General features: G+C 59.4%; 21 protein-coding genes. 17 read left to right on the top strand and 4 right to left on the bottom strand.

The features are described from left to right. Positions 1–161: 161 nt before the first annotated feature. Positions 162–443 carry a hypothetical protein gene (locus ACTF58_RS10850; RefSeq protein WP_438991995.1) on the top strand — a complete coding sequence of 94 codons (282 nt, stop codon included), beginning with the start codon at positions 162–164 and terminating at the stop codon, positions 441–443. A 98-nt stretch (positions 444–541) separates the two neighbouring features. On the opposite strand, the gene ACTF58_RS10855 is transcribed toward ACTF58_RS10850, so the two are convergent. Continuing rightward, complete coding sequence (locus ACTF58_RS10855; protein ID WP_438991996.1) at positions 542–751, bottom strand: DUF1127 domain-containing protein; 210 nt, start codon at positions 749–751, stop codon at positions 542–544. 362 nt (positions 752–1,113) lie between these two features. Between ACTF58_RS10855 and ruvC the strand changes: the two genes are divergently transcribed. From ruvC to ACTF58_RS10925, 14 genes are all read left to right on the top strand, one after another. Further along, positions 1,114–1,611: a crossover junction endodeoxyribonuclease RuvC gene (ruvC, locus tag ACTF58_RS10860; RefSeq protein WP_438991997.1), complete on the top strand. Its 498-nt coding sequence runs from the start codon at positions 1,114–1,116 to the stop codon at positions 1,609–1,611. Positions 1,612–1,615: 4 nt separating this feature from the next. Further along, positions 1,616–2,275: a Holliday junction branch migration protein RuvA gene (gene ruvA, locus ACTF58_RS10865; RefSeq protein ID WP_438991998.1), complete on the top strand. Its 660-nt coding sequence runs from the start codon at positions 1,616–1,618 to the stop codon at positions 2,273–2,275. A 3-nt stretch (positions 2,276–2,278) separates the two neighbouring features. Then, positions 2,279–3,298 carry a Holliday junction branch migration DNA helicase RuvB gene (gene ruvB, locus ACTF58_RS10870; RefSeq protein ID WP_438991999.1) on the top strand — a complete coding sequence of 340 codons (1,020 nt, stop codon included), beginning with the start codon at positions 2,279–2,281 and terminating at the stop codon, positions 3,296–3,298. A gap of 16 nt (positions 3,299–3,314) precedes the next feature. Beyond that, a complete protein-coding gene (locus ACTF58_RS10875) occupies positions 3,315–3,953 on the top strand; it encodes a hypothetical protein (RefSeq protein ID WP_438992000.1) in 639 nt (212 codons plus the stop codon). Between the two features lie 50 nt (positions 3,954–4,003). After that, on the top strand, positions 4,004–4,393 hold the full coding sequence (gene ybgC, locus ACTF58_RS10880; protein WP_438992001.1) for a tol-pal system-associated acyl-CoA thioesterase: 390 nt from the start codon (positions 4,004–4,006) through the stop codon (positions 4,391–4,393). 96 nt (positions 4,394–4,489) lie between these two features. Continuing rightward, the gene (tolQ, locus tag ACTF58_RS10885) at positions 4,490–5,185 is read left to right on the top strand and encodes a protein TolQ (RefSeq protein ID WP_438992002.1); all 696 of its coding nucleotides are present in this window, start codon (positions 4,490–4,492) and stop codon (positions 5,183–5,185) included. A gap of 1 nt (position 5,186) precedes the next feature. Next, positions 5,187–5,681 carry a protein TolR gene (gene tolR / locus ACTF58_RS10890; RefSeq protein WP_438992003.1) on the top strand — a complete coding sequence of 165 codons (495 nt, stop codon included), beginning with the start codon at positions 5,187–5,189 and terminating at the stop codon, positions 5,679–5,681. Between the two features lie 6 nt (positions 5,682–5,687). Then, complete coding sequence (locus ACTF58_RS10895) at positions 5,688–6,776, top strand: energy transducer TonB (protein ID WP_438992004.1); 1,089 nt, start codon at positions 5,688–5,690, stop codon at positions 6,774–6,776. A gap of 3 nt (positions 6,777–6,779) precedes the next feature. Beyond that, entirely contained in the window at positions 6,780–8,096 is a 1,317-nt protein-coding gene (tolB, locus tag ACTF58_RS10900; protein WP_438992005.1) for a Tol-Pal system beta propeller repeat protein TolB, read from the top strand. Between the two features lie 98 nt (positions 8,097–8,194). Further along, the gene (gene pal, locus ACTF58_RS10905) at positions 8,195–8,707 is read left to right on the top strand and encodes a peptidoglycan-associated lipoprotein Pal (protein WP_438992006.1); all 513 of its coding nucleotides are present in this window, start codon (positions 8,195–8,197) and stop codon (positions 8,705–8,707) included. Between the two features lie 13 nt (positions 8,708–8,720). Next, positions 8,721–9,548, top strand: coding sequence for a tol-pal system protein YbgF (gene ybgF, locus ACTF58_RS10910; RefSeq protein ID WP_438992007.1), 828 nt, complete (start codon positions 8,721–8,723; stop codon positions 9,546–9,548). Continuing rightward, positions 9,545–10,738, top strand: coding sequence for a tRNA lysidine(34) synthetase TilS (gene tilS, locus ACTF58_RS10915; protein ID WP_438992008.1), 1,194 nt, complete (start codon positions 9,545–9,547; stop codon positions 10,736–10,738). Before ybgF ends, tilS begins: the two co-directional genes overlap by 4 nt. Positions 10,739–10,862: 124 nt before the next feature. Further along, positions 10,863–12,791 (top strand): ATP-dependent zinc metalloprotease FtsH, encoded by a 1,929-nt coding sequence (gene ftsH / locus ACTF58_RS10920; protein WP_438992009.1) that lies wholly within the window; start codon positions 10,863–10,865, stop codon positions 12,789–12,791. Further along, positions 12,788–13,570, top strand: coding sequence for a methyltransferase domain-containing protein (locus ACTF58_RS10925; protein ID WP_438992010.1), 783 nt, complete (start codon positions 12,788–12,790; stop codon positions 13,568–13,570). Before ftsH ends, ACTF58_RS10925 begins: the two co-directional genes overlap by 4 nt. A 3-nt stretch (positions 13,571–13,573) precedes the next feature. On the opposite strand, the gene ACTF58_RS10930 is transcribed toward ACTF58_RS10925, so the two are convergent. The 3 genes from ACTF58_RS10930 to gloB form a co-directional block, all read right to left on the bottom strand. Continuing rightward, positions 13,574–14,548: a M23 family metallopeptidase gene (locus ACTF58_RS10930; protein ID WP_438992011.1), complete on the bottom strand. Its 975-nt coding sequence runs from the start codon at positions 14,546–14,548 to the stop codon at positions 13,574–13,576. A gap of 3 nt (positions 14,549–14,551) precedes the next feature. Continuing rightward, positions 14,552–16,873: an ATP-dependent Clp protease ATP-binding subunit ClpA gene (gene clpA, locus ACTF58_RS10935; RefSeq protein ID WP_438992012.1), complete on the bottom strand. Its 2,322-nt coding sequence runs from the start codon at positions 16,871–16,873 to the stop codon at positions 14,552–14,554. A gap of 156 nt (positions 16,874–17,029) precedes the next feature. Then, positions 17,030–17,752, bottom strand: a complete 723-nt coding sequence (gloB, locus tag ACTF58_RS10940; protein WP_438992015.1) for a hydroxyacylglutathione hydrolase — start codon at positions 17,750–17,752, stop codon at positions 17,030–17,032. 61 nt (positions 17,753–17,813) lie between these two features. Between gloB and ACTF58_RS10945 the strand changes: the two genes are divergently transcribed. Both ACTF58_RS10945 and ACTF58_RS10950 read left to right on the top strand, forming a co-directional pair. Further along, a complete protein-coding gene (locus tag ACTF58_RS10945) occupies positions 17,814–18,554 on the top strand; it encodes a class I SAM-dependent methyltransferase (RefSeq protein WP_438992013.1) in 741 nt (246 codons plus the stop codon). Positions 18,555–18,857: 303 nt separating this feature from the next. Beyond that, on the top strand, positions 18,858–19,418 hold the full coding sequence (locus tag ACTF58_RS10950; protein ID WP_438992014.1) for a F0F1 ATP synthase subunit delta: 561 nt from the start codon (positions 18,858–18,860) through the stop codon (positions 19,416–19,418). Positions 19,419–19,475 lie beyond the last annotated feature (57 nt).

Below are 19,475 nucleotides of genomic sequence, written 5' to 3' on the forward strand. Positions count from 1 at the left end.
TTTTCGCCTTATTTGAGCGAATTGCCCAAATCTTGCCACAATTCAGGGGCATTTTAGAAAAATATTAGGGACCTTCGGTGGGGGCACTGGAGTTTGCCATGTCTGCCAACGTGCAAAATTTTGATAAACGTTTGTCGCGAATTACGCGCAAGCACCGTTCCATGAGCAATGGTTACGGGTTTCGTGTCGATAAAAGCGGTTTGATCACGATCAAGCCAAAGCGTGCCAAGGGCACATCCCCGATTTTTATTCTGGCTATAGCGCTTTGCGTGGGCCTTTTGTTCAAAGCTGTGGTTCTGGCGAACGTTGGCCCTGCCAAATATGCCGAGCGGTTGGCGCCGTTGCATGAGGGGACTGTTATTGAGCAGGCGGGGGCGTGGCTGATGGAGCCCGGTGTGGTGACCTATGCGGTGTCCGACTTTGTTGGCGGATTTATTAAATAGGGTTTTGCGCCACGCTCGGGCCAAAGAAAAAGCCGCGCTCCTTGATGGGAGGCGCGGCTTTGATTTTTGGGAGGGCAGGAAGGCCAGACTTGGCGGTCTTAGCGCTGTGCCTCGGAGATGGCATCAATGTCGCCACGGCAAAGGCCGATGTCTTCCAGTTCGCGATCGCTCAGCTGGGAGAGGGCGTTGCGTGTTGAACGGGCGTCATTCCATGCGACGAAGGCCGCTGTCATGTGAGCGAAAATCTGGCCGATACGGCCGTGTGTGCCAGCAATTTGCTGCGCGCGTGTATAGTCGAGGGCGGCCATATCTGTGTTCCTTCTCTAGAGTTATGGTCAGCGGTCTGATTGGCCGCATCTAGGGGCGGTTTTGCCGCCGCGCAAGGGGATATTTTTACATATGTCCTATGCGTTTTGTGCATGGGTCGATATGCGGGGAAACTCCTTAATTTTATAGCGAAACCGCCTGTGGAAAACGTCGCTTTTGGCGTCTGTAATGGCGGTTTTTGGCTGTAGATTGCTGCATTGCGGCAAAATTGCGACAAAAGCGCTTGGATATGTTAAGACTTGGCAGATGTTCCCCTTTCGTGCTAGTGCTTCAAAAAAGCAACAGATTTGGCTGTGAGCGCAAGCCGGCGAGACAAATAAGACAAGTGAGCGGGGCGAGTGGGATGCGTATTTTGGGAATCGACCCCGGATTGCGGAATATGGGCTGGGGTGTGATTGAAAAACACGGCTCACGGCTGAGCTTTATTGGCTGTGGTGTGGTGAACTCCGCAGGCGACGATCTGGCCGTGCGACTTTTGTCTTTGCATCACGGGCTGACGGATGTGTTGCGCGCCTATGCGCCCGAGACCGCCGCTGTGGAACAAACTTTTGTCAACAAGGACGCGGTGGCGACGCTGAAGCTTGGCCAAGCGCGGGGGATTGCGCTTTTGGTGCCGGCGCAGTTCGGGCTGGAGGTGGCGGAATATGCGCCCAACAAAGTCAAGAAGACGGTTGTGGGCGTGGGCCACGCCAGTAAAGATCAGATCAAGCATATGGTGAAGATGCAGCTGCCGAGCGCAGATGTGAGCAAGGCGGATGCGGCGGATGCGCTGGCTATTGCGATTACCCATGCCCATCATCACAGATATGCCGCGATGACGCTGGCCAGAACAGGAAGTTGAGCCGATGATCGGGAAAGTCGCGGGGCGGATTGATTATATCGCTGAAGATCATGTGCTGATCGACGTGAAGGGGATCGGCTATTTGGTCTATTGCTCCGAGCGCACCTTGCGTAGCCTGCCGCGGGCGGGCGAGGCTGTGGCGCTCTATACGGACCTCTTGGTGCGGGAGGACAACTTGCAGCTTTTCGGCTTTACCTCGCTTGTGGAAAAAGAGTGGTATCGCCTGCTTTTGACGGTGCAGGGTGTGGGCGCGAAGGCGTCATTGGCGATGCTCTCGGCGCTTGGCCCTGACGGGGTGAGCCGTGCGATTGCGCTGGGTGACTGGGGCGCTGTGAAGGCGGCCAAGGGCATTGGCCCCAAGACGGCGCAGCGGGTTGTGATGGAACTGAAAGACAAAGCACCTGCCATTATGGCGCTCGGCGCGGGGCCTGCGCCTGATATTGGGCAGGATGACGATGTGCTTGAGGAGATTGCCCCAATGAGCGCGCCTGTTGCGCAAGCGAGCGGTGCGGCGCAGTCGGAAGCCTTGTCGGCTTTGAGCAACCTTGGTTATGCGCCAAGCGAGGCTGCGAGCGCGATTGCGCAGGCGCAGGAAAATGGCGGCGGCGAAGATACGGCGGCGCTTATTCGTCAGGCGCTGCGGCTTTTGGCGCCGAAGGGGTAGAGCATGACTGCGAGAGAACCTGTCTTGAGCCCTGAAGCGCTCCCTGAAGATGTGGAGCGCGCGTTGCGACCGCAGCATCTGAGCGAGTTTGTCGGGCAAGCCGAGGCGCGCGCCAACCTCAAAGTCTTTATCGAGAGCGCCAAGATGCGCAAGGACGCGATGGACCACACCTTGTTTCATGGCCCGCCTGGACTTGGGAAGACCACGCTGGCGCAGATCATTGCGCGCGAGCTTGGGGTTGGCTTTCGGATGACGAGCGGGCCTGTGCTTGCGAAAGCGGGCGATCTGGCGGCAATCCTGACCAATCTTGAGCGCAATGATGTGCTGTTTATCGACGAAATCCACCGTCTCAATCCTGTGGTCGAGGAAATCCTTTACCCTGCGCTTGAGGACTTTGAGCTTGATCTTGTGATTGGCGAGGGGCCGGCGGCGCGCACTGTGCGGATCGAGCTTCAGCCCTTTACGCTTGTGGGGGCGACGACGCGACTTGGCCTTTTGACCACGCCTTTGCGTGACCGCTTCGGTATCCCGACGCGGCTTGAGTTTTATGCGATTGCCGAGCTTGAGCGGATTGTCAGTGTCAATGCGCAGAAGCTGGGGGTGAAGGCGGATGCGGCGGGGGCGCTTGAGATTGCCAAGCGTTCGCGCGGGACGCCGAGGATTGCGGGGCGCTTGCTGCGCCGTGTGGTGGACTTTGCGGTTGTGGAGGCGGGCGGCGTTGTCAGCCAAGAGCTGGCGGACCGCGCCCTCTCAAGGCTGGGTGTAGATGCGCTCGGGCTGGACGGGGCGGACCGGCGCTATCTCAATCTGATTGCTGAAAACTACGCTGGCGGGCCTGTGGGCATTGAGACCATCGCCGCCGCTTTGTCGGAAAGTCGCGATGCGCTGGAGGAGGTGATCGAGCCTTACCTGTTGCAACAGGGGCTTATTCAGCGCACACCACGCGGGCGGATGCTGGCGCAGAAGGGCTGGAGCCATATGGGCCTGACCCCGCCAAAGACCCGAGATGATTTGTTTGACTGAAGACGAGCCGAAAGCCATGAGCACGACCCCTGCCGATATTGAAGCCATGTTCACAGATGCGAAGGGCGGATTTCGCTTTGCCCGTTGGGGGCGGCCGATTGCGCCGATTGTCTTTGGCGTGGATGACGCGACGCTCAACATCTTCAAGGGCGCTGTCGAGGCGCTTTCGGCGCTGACGCAACACCCTTTGGCGGAGACCGACTTCGAGCTTGGGGTGAACCTCATGTTCTTTATGTTCAAGAGCTGGGACGAGCTGAGCGATCTGCCTGATCTGGACCGTCTTGTGCCCGAGCTTGAGACGCTTGTGCCAAAGCTGAAAGAGCAAGGCGCAAGCCAGTATAGGCTGTTTCGTTTTGATGATCAGGGCGCGATACAGGCGTGTTTTGTCTTTATCTGTATGGATGGCCCGCTTGCGGACTGGCCTGCCGAAAGCCTTGCTTTGGTGCAGGCGTCGCAGGCGTTTTTGCTTTGGGGCGATCAGGCTTTTGCGGCGCGCTCGCCCTTGGCGCGGCTGCCCAATGGGGCGGATATCTTGCGCCCTGATGTCGGCGATATTTTGCGCGCGGCCTATGCGCCCGAGTTGCCCGATGTCGACCGTGACGCAAGCTTTGCGCTGCGGCTTTTTGCGCGGGTGAGTGCGGCGCAGGCTGGATAAGCGCGGCGAGCTGTGCTGAAATGGGGCGAGACAGTTAGAAAGCGGCCCCTATGATCTATTCCTTGCCTGTGCGCGTTTATTATGAAGACACCGATATGGCGGGGATCGTCTATTACGCCAATTACCTACGCTATATCGAGCGCGGGCGCTCGGAATGGGTGCGCGAGGTTGGGCTTGACCAGAATGTGATGAAAGAGCGCGACGGGATCGTTTTTGCTGTGCGGCGTGTGGAGGCAGACTACCTCGGCTCGGGGCGGCTGGACGACCAGCTGGTTGTTGAAACGCAAGTGAAGTCTGTCACAGGGGTCAGAATGGTGATGGAGCAATGGGTGAAGCGCGGCGAAGACATATTGTTTCATGCGCTCGTGACCGTTGTTTGTATGACGCTGGAGGGCCATCCGACCCGCCTGCCAGCAAATATCCGCCAAATGCTGCACTGATCCTTGGGCTGCTCGTGCTTGGGATAGCTTTCTGGGAAAAGATCGGCTAATTTGGCCGCAATAAGGCGAAAAGCCACCCAGAAGAGAGCAGGCACAATGGAAACTGAAGCACTGGCTGCGGCGCAGCATATCGACTTTTCGATGTGGGCGTTGTTCATGCGCGCAACCTTTACTGTAAAACTCGTGATGATCATTTTGATCCTGGCCTCGTTCTGGTCGTGGTCGATTATCATTCAGAAATTTATCAACTATCGCAAAGCCCGCGAAGAGGCGGCGTCTTTTGACCGTGCGTTCTGGTCAGGCGAGCCCTTGGATGCGCTTTATGAGCAGATCGGGGCGGAGCCTGAGGGGCAGAGCCAGAAGATTTTTGCCGCTGGCATGACCGAGTGGCAACGCTCGCATAAAGCCGATGGAGCGCTGATTGCGGGGGCGCATTCGCGGATTGACCGCTCGATGGATGTGGCGATTGCCAAGGAGGCGGAAAAGCTCAACGGTGGGCTGCAAGTCCTGGCGACTGTGGGGTCGACGACGCCGTTTATCGGCCTGTTTGGCACGGTGATCGGGATTATGAACGCCTTTGTCGAGATTGCCGAGCAGCAAAACACCAACCTTGCTGTGGTTGCGCCCGGGATTGCCGAGGCGCTTCTGGCGACAGGGCTTGGCCTTTTGGCGGCGATCCCTGCGGTTATCTTTTACAACAAGCTGAGTGCGGACAGCGAAGGGCTTGTCGCGGGCTATGAAGCCTTTGCGGACGAGTTCTCAACCATTCTCAGCCGCCAGTTGGACAGCTGATATGGGCGCAGGCGTGGCACAGAAAGACACGGGAGGCGGCAGCCGCCGCCGCCGTGCGCGGGGCCGCTCAAGGCCCATGTCAGAGATCAACGTGACGCCATTTGTGGATATCATGTTGGTTTTGCTCATTATTTTTATGGTGGCTGCGCCTATGCTGACGGTGGGTGTGCCTGTGGAGCTGCCTAAAACGGCGGCGAACAGCCTGCCTGTGGAGGCCGAAGAGCCGCTCACTGTGACGATCACGGCGGAGGGTCAGGTGATGATCCAGCAGACAGACGTGGCGCGCAGCGAGCTGATCGGGCGGATGCGCGCGATTGCGGCAGAGCGCGAGGGCGACCGCGTGTTTTTGCGCGCGGACGGGGCTGTGTCTTATGCCGAGGTGGTGCAGGTTATGGGCGCGCTGAATGGCGCGGGCTTTAGCAACATCGGACTTGTGACCGAGTCTGGCGGACCTACGCTGGATGGCGTGGACGCAAGCGCTCCGAGTGATCAGTAGGGTGCTTTGAACCGCGGCCAGAGCATATCCCTCATCGGCCATGTCGGGCTGATTGGACTGCTTCTCTTTGGGGGGAAGTGGAACAGTGACCCTTTGCCCTTTGAGATCAGTGATGTCTCTGTCGTGAGTGAGGCCGAGTATCAGGCCGCTTTGGCCGCTGCGCGCGCGCCGCAGGCGACCTCTGATGTAGAAGCGCCCGCGCCGCCGAGCGAAGAGGACACCGCCCAGCCGCAATCCGCGCCAGAAACCCAGCCAGAGACGCAGGAGGCCCCAGAGGTTGCCAGCCCCGAGGCCGAGGCGGCCCCAGACGTGGACACAAGCGAGCCTGTGGTGAGCACCGAAGTTGAGGATGTGCCGCCGCAACTTGTGCAGCCTGAAGAGGAGGTGGCTGTTCTGACGCCGGGCACCAGCCCGCGCCCCAAGCTGCGCCCGATTGAGCGGGTTGCACCCGAGGCTGTGAACACGCCAGAAGAGACAGATATGGCCCCGTCCGAGGAGGTCCAGCCTGAGACAGCGCCTGACGCTGTTGCCGAGGTTGTGGAGCCAGAAACAGAGGCGGCGCAGCCAGAGGCGGCAACGACCGAGATCAACCCTGAAGCGCGCGATGATGTGACGCTTGCGCCTGCTCAATCCGTGCGCCCCAAGAGCCGCCCGCAAAGGCAGGCAGAGGCCGCGACCGCTCCTGTTTCCGAGGCGACAAATGCGGTCAATGACGCTTTGGCCGAGGCGATGAGCGGGGGAGCTGAAACACAGGAGGATACGCCTGCGCCGTCAGGTGTGCCGCTGACAGGCGGTGAGCGCGAGGGGCTGAAACTGGCGATATCCCGCTGTTACAATGTCGGGGCACTTTCAACAGAGGCGCTTGCTGTGAATATTTATGTTAGCGTTGAAATGGCACGGGACGGCAAGCCTGTGATCGCTTCGATCAAGCTGTTGCGCAGCGAAAACGGCTCTGAGGCCGCGGCAAAGCAAGCTTATGATGCGGCGCGGCGGGCGATTATTATTTGCGGCAACGACGGATTTGATTTGCCGAGCGAGAAATACGACCAATGGAAAACGGTCGAGATAAAGTTTAACCCCGAGAGTATGAGGTAGGGTATGATCTTGAGACTATGGAGCTTTGTGCTGTTGGCCGCTTTGAGCGCCGGATCTGTGGCACAGGCCGAGCCTTTGCGGATCGAAATCACCGATGCGGTGATTGAGCCTTTGCCTGTGGCTGTGCCCGATTTTGTCGCCGAAAACGGAGGCGCGGGGCCGCTTGCTGCCGATATTGCCCGCGTTGTGGCCGAAGACCTCAAGGGCACAGGGCTGTTTCGCGAGATTGATAAGGCGGCCTTTATCAGTCAGATCAGCTCGTTTGATGCGCCTGTGCAGTTTCCCGACTGGAAGGCGATCAATGCGCAGGCGCTGATCACGGGCGCGGTGAGCGTTCAGGGCGAGCAGATCACTGTGAAGTTTCGCGTTTATGATGTGTTTGCGGGCCAAGAGCTTGGCAAGGGCTTGCAGCTTGCGGGCACGCGCGCCGGCTGGCGGCGGATGGCGCATAAGGTGGCGGATCAGGTCTATACGCGGATCACGGGCGAGGGCGGCTACTTTGACAGCCGCGTCGTTTATGTGAGCGAGACGGGGCCAAAGGACAACCGCAAGAAGCGTCTTGCGATCATGGATTATGACGGGGCGAACAATCAGTTTCTCACCGACAGCAGCGCAATCGTGCTTGCGCCGCGCTTCTCTCCAACGGGCGACCGCGTGCTCTATACGAGCTATGAGACGGGGTTTCCAAAGATTTATCTGCTGGATGTTGCCAGTGTGGGCCGTCGCGTGCTGCAAAGTCGCGAGGGCACGATGAGCTTTGCGCCGCGCTTTGCGCCAGACGGGCGCAGGGTTGTTTTCTCGCTCGAAAGCGGGGGCAACACCGATATTTATCTGATGGATGTGGAGACGGGGGCGGAGCAGCGCCTGACCAATGCGCCTTCAATCGAGACTGCCCCGAGCTTTTCGCCGGATGGCAGCCAGATCGTTTTCGAGAGCGATCGTTCGGGCAACCAGCAGCTTTATATTATGTCGGCCAGTGGCGGCGAGGCGCGCCGTATCAGCACAGGGCCGGGCCGCTACGGAACGCCGGTCTGGTCGCCTCGTGGCGATCTTGTGGCCTTTACCAAGCAATCCAAGGGCCGCTTCCATATCGGCATCATGCGGGTGGATGGCACCGGCGAGAAGCTTTTGACCGCCTCGTTCCTTGAGGAGGGGCCGACATGGGCCCCCAACGGGCGGGTGATTATGTTTACCCGCGAGACACAGGGCGCGGACGGGCAATCAAGCCTCTATTCTGTCGATATTTCAGGGCGCAATTTGCAACGGGTGCGCACGGAGGGCGGGGCGTCTGATCCGTCTTGGAGCCCCTTGCAGAAGTAACGAAAGGGTGTGAGCGCGCAAGGCTTGGCGCCCATCTTGAGGATTCACAGGGCGCGTTGTCTGTGCTAGACAGGCCCCATTAACACGAGGCAAAGAGTATGAAACTTAAACTGATTACACTTGTTATCCCTGCGGTTCTTGCCCTTTCGGCCTGCACCAACCCCAACCGCTTTGACAATGGCAGCGGTGCTGGCGGCAACGGAACCTTTTCGTCTGTGACCCCTGGTTCGGCGCAAGACCCGCAATCGCCGCTTTATTTTCAGGAAACCATTGGTGACCGCGTCCTTTTTGGCGTGGACCAATCGAGCCTGAATGATGCGGCGCAGCGTGTTCTGGACGGGCAGGCCTCTTGGCTGACCACCAATGCAGATTATGCTGTTGTGATCGAGGGCCATGCCGACGAGCAAGGCACCCGCGAATACAACCTTGCACTGGGCGCGCGCCGTGCCAACGCTGTGAAGGAATATTTGCTGGCCAAAGGCCTGCCGTCACACCGTTTGAAGACTGTGAGCTACGGGAAAGAGCGCCCGCTTGAAATCTGTTCGCAAGAAGCGTGCTACGCCAAGAACCGCCGCGCTGTGACCATTCTTTCGAGCGGTTTGAGCAGCTAGAAAGGGTTAGGGTATGCGTCTTTTTTTCATGGGTTTCTGTGCTGTGGTTCTGAGTATGGGCATGGCCCATGCTCAGGACAGGGAAACGCTGGCGGATATCCGTCAGGAGCTGACAGTGCTTCATGTCGAGATGCAAAAGCTGACGCGCGAGCTGTCGACAACGGGGACCATAGGCGGAGCCAATGTCAGCGGCTCTGTGCTGGAACGTGTTGACGCGATTGAAACCGAGCTGCGCCGCCTGACGGCGCGCACAGAGGAGCTGAGCCTGCGCGTAGAAGCTGTGGCGCAGGATGGCGCGCGGCGGGTGGCAGACCTTGAGTTCCGCCTTGTGGAGCTTGAGGGCGGAGATTTGAGCGCGCTTGGCCAGACCAGCACTTTGGGCGGCGATCTGCCTGAGGGGCAGGGGGCCGTGGCCTCTCCTATTGTGTCGCCCGGCAGCGCACCGACAGCCGAGCTGGCTGTGGGCGAAGCGGCTGATTTTGCCGCGGCGCGCAAGGCGCTGGAGGCGGGCGAGTTTGCCGATGCGGCTGCGCGGCTCAAGACCTTTAACGAAACATACCCCGGCTCGCCTGTGGCAACCAAAGCTGCGCTGGCCTATGGCGCAGCCCTTGAAGGGCAGGGCGATATGACGGGTGCCTCGCGGGCTTATTTGGACGCGTTCCGCCGTGAGCCAACGGGCGAAGACGCCCCAGAAGCGCTCTATCGTCTGGGCAACGGTTTGGGCCGTCTGGGGCAGACGGCTGAGGCCTGCAAGACGCTTGCGGAAGTCTCTCTGCGCTTTCCGGGCGGAGCGCCTGCGGAGAAGGCCGAGGCCGAACGCAGCCGACTTGGCTGTTCGTGACACTTATTGCGCGGTTTGAAGCGGCGCTTCTGGGCGCGGCGCGGCCAATTGGGCTGGCCGTCTCTGGCGGGAGTGACTCGCTTTCTCTTCTTCATCTTGCCGCTGAGGCGGGTCTTGGGCCTCTCTATTGTGCAACCGTCAATCATGGCTTGCGGCCTGAGGCGGCGGGGGAATGTGAGCTTGTGGCGCAGGCCTGTGCGAAGCTTGGTGTTGCGCATGAGGTTTTGAACTGGCGCTGGAGCGGGGCAGGCAACCTTCAGGCCGAGGCCCGCGCAGGGCGCTATCGCGCGCTCGCGGGCTGGGCGAAGCGGCTGGGTGTGGGCACTGTGCTTGTCGGCCATACGGAAGACGATGTCGCGGAGACATTCTTGATGCGCATGGCGCGCGGCTCGGGCCTGAAAGGCCTTTCGCAGATGCAGGGACAGTGGCAGGCCGAGGGGATCGGTTGGGCGCGGCCCTTGCTGGCGATGTCGCGGGCCGAGCTGCGGAATTATCTGCGCGGGGTCGGGCAGCACTGGGCCGAGGATGGCTCTAATGCGGATCTAAAGTATGACCGCGTGAAAATGCGCCAAGCTTTGGCCGAGGCGGGGCTGTCGACTGCGCGGATTGCTGAGACGGCGGCGCGGTTGGCGCAGGCAGATCACGCGCTTGAAGAGATGGCGGGCCTTGCCGCCAAGCAGGTGGCCGCGCTTCAGGGGCGCAATATTGTGATCAACGGCGCGGCGCTTGCAGCGCTGCCTGAGGAAATCGCCCATCGCTTGATGAGCGCTTGGACCGCTTGGCAGGGCCAAAGCCTTTATCCGCCCCGCCGTGCGGCACTGGCGCAAGCGCTTGCGCAAGCGCTATCAGGGCAGGATAGCACGCTGAACGGCTGCGCGCTCCTGTCGCATCAGGGGCGTGTGATCGTGGCGCGCGAGGCGGCTGCTGTGACGGGGACTGCGGCAATTGGGGAGCACTGGGACGGGCTGACGCTCTTGGGCGATGGGCCTCCAGATGTTGAAATCCGTGCTTTGGGGGCCGAGGGGCTTGCGAGCGTGAAAGACTGGCGCGCGCAAAGATTGCCCCGCGCGGCGCTTTTGGCGACCCCTGCGCTCTGGCAGGGCGCGCGGCTTTTCGCCGCCCCGTCATTGGGCTTTGGCGACGCATTTAAACTAAATTTTAAGGTTCCGGCTCCCTATTTGTCAGATTGACGGGGCGTCGCCGCACCTTTTGGTGATCTTAATCGGCATATGCCGTTGAAGATGTTGCGTTGATCTCTATTTTAGTCTGTAACACGGGCAAATATATGCGCCACCTCATTTGGGAGAGCTTTTCTTGGGCAATACACGCAACATCGCTTTTTGGGTCATTCTCTTTGTCCTGATCCTAATGCTGTTCAATCTCTTTAGCGGCTCCAATACAGCGCAGCCCAGCTCTGCGCGGTCCTACTCTGACTTTGTTCAGGCGGTTCAGGACGGGGCGGTGCAAGAGGCCACGATTGATGGCGAGAATGTGCGCTTTGTCGGATCGGATAACAAAATCTATGCGACGGTTAAGCCAGAAGACGCGGCTGTGACCGACCTTTTGATTGAGAACAACGTGCCCTTGACGGCCAAGCCGCAGCAGACCTCGGGCTTTCAGTCGTTTCTTTTGAGCTTGCTGCCCTTCCTGCTTTTGATCGGGGTGTGGATCTATTTCATGAACCGTATGCAAGGCGGCGGCAAAGGCGGCGCGATGGGCTTTGGCAAATCCAAGGCCAAGATGCTCACCGAGAAGTCGGGCCGTGTGACCTTTGACGATGTGGCGGGTATTGACGAGGCTAAGGAAGAGCTTGAAGAAATCGTTGAATTCTTGCGTAACCCGCAGAAATTCAGCCGCCTTGGCGGTAAAATCCCCAAGGGCGCTTTGCTTGTTGGCCCTCCCGGCACGGGTAAGACGCTTCTGGCGCGCGCGATTGCGGGCGAGGCGGGGGTGCCGTTTTTCACCATTTCGGGCTCTGACTTTGTCGAGATGTTTGTCGGCGTCGGCGCGAGCCGTGTGCGTGATATGTTTGACCAAGCCAAAAAGAATGCGCCCTGCATTGTCTTTATCGACGAGATCGACGCTGTTGGCCGCCACCGTGGCGCGGGCTATGGCGGCGGCAATGACGAGCGCGAGCAGACGCTCAACCAGCTCCTTGTTGAAATGGACGGGTTTGAGGCCAATGAAGGCGTGATCATTCTGGCGGCGACAAACCGCAAAGATGTGCTTGATCCTGCGCTGCTGCGCCCTGGTCGCTTTGACCGTAACGTCACTGTGCCCAACCCTGACATCAAGGGTCGTGAGAAGATCCTTGGGGTTCATGCGCGCAAAAGCCCGCTTGGGCCGGATGTTGACCTGCGCATTATCGCGCGCGGCACGCCTGGCTTTTCGGGGGCGGACCTTGCCAACCTTGTCAATGAGGCCGCACTTATGGCCGCACGGGTCGGACGCCGCTTTGTGGCGATGGCAGACTTTGAGCAGGCGAAAGACAAGATCATGATGGGTGCCGAGCGCCGCTCCATGGTTATGACGCCTGCGCAGAAGGAAATGACCGCCTATCACGAGGCGGGCCATGCCATTGTCGGCATGACCCTGCCCAAATGTGACCCTGTCTATAAGGCCACAATCATTCCGCGCGGCCAAGCGCTTGGTATGGTGATGAGCCTGCCAGAAATGGACCAACTCAATTACTTCAAAGACGAGCTGACCCAAAAAATCGCCATGACCATGGCGGGCAAGGCGGCCGAGATCATCAAATATGGTGAGGACGCGGTCAGCAACGGGCCGTCAGGCGACATTATGCAAGCGAGCGCTTTGGCGCGGGCCATGGTGATGCGCTGGGGAATGTCTGACAAGGTCGGTAACATCGACTACCAAGAAGCAGCCGAAGCCTTCCGAGGGGGCGGCGGCGCAGGCGGGTTCTCGATCTCGGCGCATACCAAAGAGCTGATCGAGGACGAGGTGAAGCGCATCATCGACCAAGGTTATGAGGACGCGCATAAGATCATCATGGACAATAAGTCTGGCTGGGAAAGTCTTGCCAACGGCTTGCTTGAATATGAAACGCTGACAGGCGCGGAGATTGAGCGGGTGATGCGCGGCGAGCCGCCTCACAAGGGCGATGACGAAGAAGACGAGCCCACGGACAAAGGCTCTGTCACGGCGATCCCAAAGACGAAGCCGCGCGCCAAGGCCAAGCCAAAAGCCAGCGATGGCGACATGGAACCTGAGCCCACCGCATGAGCGCACAAAGCCAAAAACGAGACTGGAATCCCGAAGCCTATTCAAGGTTTCGGGATTTGCGTTTGCGCCCTGCGCTGGATTTGCTTCTGGCTGTGCGCTCTGTCGGGGGCGGTGATGTTGTTGACCTTGGCTGTGGCAACGGGGCGATGGGGCCGCGATTGAAAGAGCGCTTTTTGGGGCATTCTGTCGTTGGTGTAGATGCCTCGCCTGCGATGCTTGCCAAGGCAGAGGAGGCAGGTGCTTATGGGCGTCTGGAGACGGTTGATATTGCCGAATGGAGCCTGCGTGGGGCCGGGCTGATTTACTCGAATGCGGCTTTGCACTGGCTGAAGGGGCATGACGAGCTGATGCCGCGGCTTGCTGGAATGCTCGGCAAAGGCGGCACGCTGGCTGTGCAGATGCCCCATCAGAACAATGCGCCTTCCCACCGTGTCTGGCGCAGTCTGGCAGAGGAGTTCTTTCCGCAACGGATCGACTTTGAGGCGGGGCCCTCTGTGCTTTTGCCGAGCCAGTATCACGCGATGCTCTCAAAGCTCGGCGATCTGTCGATCTGGGAAACGGAATATTACCAGCGGCTTGGCGCAGATGAGGCGGGCCACCCTGTGCGCCGCTTTACCGAGAGCACCTATGCGCGCCCCATCTTGGAGGCTTTGGACGCCGAGGAGCAAGCGATGCTTGTGGCGCGCTATGAGCAGGTGATGGAGAAGGCCTATCCACGCGCCGAGGATGGGAGCGTGCTGTTTCCGTTTCGGCGGATGTTTTTCACCCTGACGGTTTAGACTTTAGGGCTTGACCTCAAGGCTGACGGCCTCGGTGCCAATAATTTCGCCCTTTCTTGTGAGCGTTGCGAGGCCTTGATAGGCACCAGTCGGCCAGCCTGCTGTGCGCAGGCGCTTGCCAGCGGCGCGAAAGCTGAGGGCTTGGGTCTTTGTGAGCGTTGTGTCGTGCTCAAAAGCGAATCCGTCTGGACCAGTGATGACGAGGCGTAGGGTGTCGCCGGCGCGGGTTCCGAACATATAGGCCCAAAGCACAAGTGCGTCGGCATCCTGCGCAAGGTTCGGGCTATGGGCTGTGCCCGCTTTGATACTGTCAAACTGGGGCACGGCGCTGGCAAACCCGAGGCCGAGAAGCCCGCCTGCCACATAAGCGGGGGGAGCGGCCCATAGGGTCTGATCGGCGGCACCGCAGGTGGCTGTGTTGTCGGGATCAAACGGGTCGATCACGCGCTCGTTCTGGCGCAGGGTAAAGTGCAGGTGTGGAAACTCGGTTTGCCCCGAGAGGCCGACTTCTCCGAGCGGGTCGCCTGTCTTGACCGTCTGGCCCTTGCTGACAGTGATCGAGCCGAGCCTCAGGTGGCAATATTGGCTGACCCAACCCTCGCCATGGTCAATCACGAGGCCGTTGCCACACTCGCGGCCCGCAATCGCAGCTTCGGTTGCCGCGCTGAGGCCTGTGTCTGGCATTTCGTCGCGTGTGCCGCGCACCACGCCATCGGCGGCGGCTGTCACCGTCACGCCAGTTAGCATTTGGGCGCGGGTGAACAGGGCAAAATCAGTGCCCTTGTGGCCGTCATAGCTGAGCGGGCCACAGGCAAAGTCTGACACGCGGTCTTTTGCGGGAAGGGTGTCGACATAGTTCTGGATGTAGCAGCTCTCGCCTAGGATGCAGTCAAGCGGAAGAGCAAAGCGCGGGGCCTGGGCCAGTGCTGCGCTGGCAAAAAGGGCGGCGAGGCCCAGAAGAGAGCCTTGCCGCCACATGATCTAGTCGGCCGTCAGGAGTGGCGGCTTTGTGTCTGCGAGGCGGGGCTTGTCAGGACCTTCGATGCGCAGGTCAAGCTTGCCGTCTTTGACGCCAACCTTCACTACGCCGCCCTTGGCCAAGGTGCCAAACAGCAGCTCTTCGGCCAGCGGCTTTTTGATGTGTTCCTGAATCACGCGCGCGAGGGGGCGCGCGCCCATCTTTTCGTCATAGCCTTTGTCGCCGAGCCATTCGGCGGCGGCATTGGTCAGTTCGAATGTCACGTTGCGGTCCATGAGCTGGGCTTCGAGCTGTAGCACGAATTTTTCGACCACTTTGGAGATGATCTTTTTGCCAAGGGGGGCGAAGCTGATCACCGCGTCCAAACGGTTGCGGAATTCGGGCGTAAAGGTGCGCTCTATGGCGGCCGTGTCTTCGCCTTCGCGGCGGTCGCGGCCAAAGCCGACCGCTTCTTTGGCTTGCTCGGAGGCGCCTGCGTTTGAGGTCATGATCAAGACCACATTGCGGAAGCTTACGGTGCGGCCGTTGTGGTCGGTCAACTCGCCGTTGTCCATCACCTGCAAGAGGATGTTGTAAACATCGGGGTGGGCTTTTTCCATTTCGTCAAGCAGCAGCACACAGTGCGGGTGTTGGTCGACCCCGTCTGTGAGAAGGCCGCCCTGATCAAAGCCGACATAGCCGGGAGGCGCGCCAATGAGGCGGGAGACAGCGTGTTTCTCCATGTATTCGGACATATCAAAGCGCAGAAGCTCGACGCCGAGCACATCGGCGAGCTGTTTGGCGACTTCGGTTTTGCCGACGCCTGTCGGCCCTGCGAAGAGGTAGTTGCCGATGGGCTTTTCTGGCTCGCGCAGGCCGGCGCGCGAGAGTTTGATCGCTGAAGAGAGCGCGTCGATCGCCTCATCCTGGCCGAAAACCACGCGCTTGAGCGATTTTTCAAGGTCTTTGAGCACAGCGCCATCGTCTTTGGAGACGTTCTTGGGCGGGATGCGTGCGATTTTGGCGACCACGGCCTCGACTTCTTTTGTGCCAATGGTTTTGCGGCGCTTGGCAGATTTGAGCAGGTGTTGGGCCGCGCCTGCCTCGTCGATCACGTCAATTGCGCTGTCAGGGAGCTTGCGGTCGTTGATATAGCGTGCGGCCAGCTCGACAGAGGTTTTGATCGCGTCATTGGTGTATTTGACGCCGTGATGCTCTTCGAAATAGGGCTTGATGCCACGCAGGATTTTGACGGCGTCTTCGACAGACGGCTCGTTGACGTCGATCTTCTGGAAACGGCGTGAGAGGGCGCGGTCTTTTTCAAAGTGCTGGCGGAACTCTTTATAGGTGGTGGAGCCCATGGTGCGCAGCTTGCCGCCAGCGAGGGCGGGTTTGAGCAGATTGGAGGCGTCCATAGCGCCGCCCGAAGTTGCGCCTGCGCCGATGACGGTGTGGATTTCGTCTATGAAAAGAACGGCGTCGTCATGCTCCTCCAGCTCTTTGACAACGGCTTTCAAACGCTCTTCAAAGTCGCCACGGTAACGCGTGCCCGCAAGAAGCGCGCCCATGTCGAGGGAATAGATCGTTGTCTTGGAGAGGATTTCAGGGGTTTCGCCATTGACGATCTGGTTTGCGAGGCCCTCGGCGATGGCGGTTTTGCCAACGCCCGGATCGCCGACAAGCAGCGGATTGTTCTTGCGGCGGCGGCAAAGCACCTGAATGCAGCGCTCGACCTCAGAGTCGCGGCCAATCAGCGGATCAATCTCGCCTTTGCGGGCCTTTGCGTTGAGATCGACGCAATATTTGCCAAGCGCGCTTTCGTCTTCTGGTTTGGCATCAGAGGATGCGTCTTGGCGCTCGTCTTCCTCGGCGCCGGTGAGCGGGCGGGCTTCGCCAAAGGCGGGGTCTTTTGCGACGCCATGTGCGATGAAGTTGACCGCGTCATAGCGGGTCATGTCTTGCTCCTGCAGGAAGTAGGCGGCATTGCTTTCACGCTCTGCAAAAATGGCGACAAGCACATTGGCACCCGTGACCTCGTTGCGGCCCGAGCTTTGGACATGGATCGCGGCACGCTGGATGACGCGCTGGAAGGCGGCTGTGGGCACGGCTTCGGAGCCTTCGATGTCGGTGATCAGGTTGGCAAGGTCTTCCTCGACAAACTCGACTAGGCTCTGGCGTAGTTCGTCTGTGTTGACAGAGCAGGCCTGAAGGACGCGGAAGGCGTCCGGCTCGTCCAGAAGGGCGAGGAGAAGATGCTCCAGGGTGGCGAACTCGTGGCGCTTGCTGTTGGCTGTCGCCAAGGCTGCGTGAATGGACTGCTCGAGTGTGTTCGAAAATGATGGCACTGCTCTCGTGCTCCTTTTGAGTTGGTTCACCGACGTCTCTGGGCTCTTGAGGAGAACCTTCGCGCTCTTAGGTTAAAGTTTGGTCGATATCGCGCGGGCTTCAAGGCTTTTCTCGAAAAAAAACAAGATATTTCATGTCACGAAGCGGTGAAGCGCTCAAAAATCGTCTTTTTGAGCGCGCAGCTTTGCGAATGACCCTGCGTCAGGGGCGAGTAGGAACGGGTTGGTTGCTTTCTCCAGCGCGAGTGTTGAGGGGATGGTAAACTGACCTGCGCTGCGCAAGCGGTCTGTTTCGGCGCTGCGGGCGCTGATGGCGGAAGTGTCAGGCATCACGGCTGACGCAAAACGCGCGTTTGAGGCGGTGTATTCGTGGCCTGAGCAGACGAGCGTCTCGTCGGGCAGGGCGGCGAGCTTGGCGAGGCTGTGATACATCTGAGCGGGCGTGCCCTCAAACAGGCGGCCGCAGCCGAAGGCCATCAGGCTGTCGCCCGTGAAGACAAGGCCAGAGGCGGGGAAGTGAAAGGCGATATGGCCGACTGTGTGGCCCGAGACATCATAAATGTCGACCTCTTCGCCCAGAACGGTGATGCGCTCCCCTTCCGAGAGGGCTTCGGTCAGAGGCGGCAGGCGGTGGGCATCGGCTTGGGCCCCGATGAGGCGCGGGGACGGCGCAGTGGTGAGACCTGCAAGGCCTTCGACGTGGTCCCAGTGATGGTGGGTGAGCAGGATCGTTGTCAGCGTAAGGCCGCGCGCGGCGAGCACGGCATTGACGGGCGCGGCCTCGGGCGCGTCGACAAGTGCGGCCTCGCCTGCGGCATTGACCAGAAGAAAGGCGTAATTATCAGACAGGCAGGGGATGGTGATCAGCTCAAGGGGCATAGCATTTCCATAGATCATTGTTATGTTGGTATTAGAGTGACGGATACGAGCGGCGGCGTCCATGCATCTTGATGTGAAAGATCTCAGAAATTTCTACTACCGCAGCACGCTGGGCCGCGCGGCGCAAAAGGTGATCCGCGACCAGATGCTTGCGCTCTGGCCTGAGGCCAAGGGGCAGACTGTTGTCGGCTTTGGCTTTGCTGCGCCCTTGTTGCGGCCCTATCTTGGGCAGGCGCGGCGGGTGAGCTGCCTCATGCCCGGACCGCAGGGGGTTATGCCCTGGCCTGCGGGGCAGCCCAATGTGAGCGTGCTGTGCGAAGAGACCCACTGGCCGATCGAGACGGGGCACGTTGACAGGCTGGTTGTGATGCACGGGCTGGAAACAAGCGAGTGGCCCACGCACGTTCTGGAAGAGTGCTACCGTGTGCTTGGTCCGGGGGGGCGGGCGCTGTTTATTGTGCCCAATCGCGCAGGGCTTTGGAGCCGTAATGACCGCACGCCGTTTGGCTACGGGCGGCCCTTTACCATGGGGCAGCTCGACCAGCAGCTCAAACTCTGGGGTTTTAAGACCGAACGCAGCCAGACGGCGCTTTACCAGCCGCCAAGCGAGAAACGCTTTTGGCGCAAGACGGCGGGGTTTTGGGAAACGCTCGGCCACGGGCTGCCGCTGAGTGCGGGGGGCGGGGTGCTTATGGTTGAGGTGACAAAACAAATCCCTGCGCCGACACGGCCCGGGCTAAGCCAGCGTGTGCGCAAGCCCTCATTTGTGGTTCAGCCTGTGCCTGACGGTCTGCCTGCTTAATCGCCGTTTTGAAGGATTCTGCCTTGATAGCGGTAACTTTGAACGCATGAATCATCAAAAACCTGATCGAAAAACTGATATTTAGACGCGCAAACGGTCGCACTTCTGCTAACACTTTGTTAAATAATGATTTTAGTCTGTGTTGAAAAATGCGCTAGCAGGTTGCCGCAAATGGAATGCTCTGCTACACCCGCCTCGATTTAGCAGCTTTGGGAAATCTCAGGGTGAAAACGCCCCCAAGTGAGCTATGCGCAAATTCGAGCGCATCGCAGAGCACGGGGCCAGAAAATCGAAAGGGTTGACGTGTCCGAACCAGCTTCGATCTCTTCCGGCATTGCTGCACGCTATGCCACGGCCGTATTTGACCTGGCCAAGGAAACGAAAAAGCTCACAGCCGTTGAGGGTGACCTTGACAGCTTGGAAGGGGCGCTGAGTGACAGCGCCGATTTTAACAATCTCATCATGAGTCCGGTTTACAGCCGTGACGAGCAGGGCGCGGCTGTTGCGGCGCTCGCCAAGAAGATGAAGCTTTCGCCAATGATGACAAACACGCTCAGCCTGATGGCTGCCAAGCGCCGTTTGTTTGTCTTGCCCCAGCTCGTGCGCGCTCTGCGGGCCGCAGTTGCGCAAGACAAGGGCGAAGTTTCGGCTGATGTGGTCAGTGCCAAAGCCCTGACCAAAGGCCAAGCAGACAAGCTCGCCAAGACGTTGAAAGAACGTTTTGGCAAGACTGTAACTATCAATGCGACCGTGGATGAAACTCTCATCGGCGGTCTTGTCGTCAAGGTGGGCTCGAAAATGATCGATACGTCGATCCGCTCGCAGCTCAACTCCCTCCAGAATGCAATGAAAGAGGTCGGATAAATGGGTATCCAAGCAGCAGAAATTTCTGCGATCCTGAAGGACCAGATCAAGAACTTT

This window comes from Lentibacter sp. (genome assembly GCF_965657785.1).
In the GTDB taxonomy this organism is placed as follows: Bacteria; Pseudomonadota; Alphaproteobacteria; order Rhodobacterales; family Rhodobacteraceae; genus Lentibacter.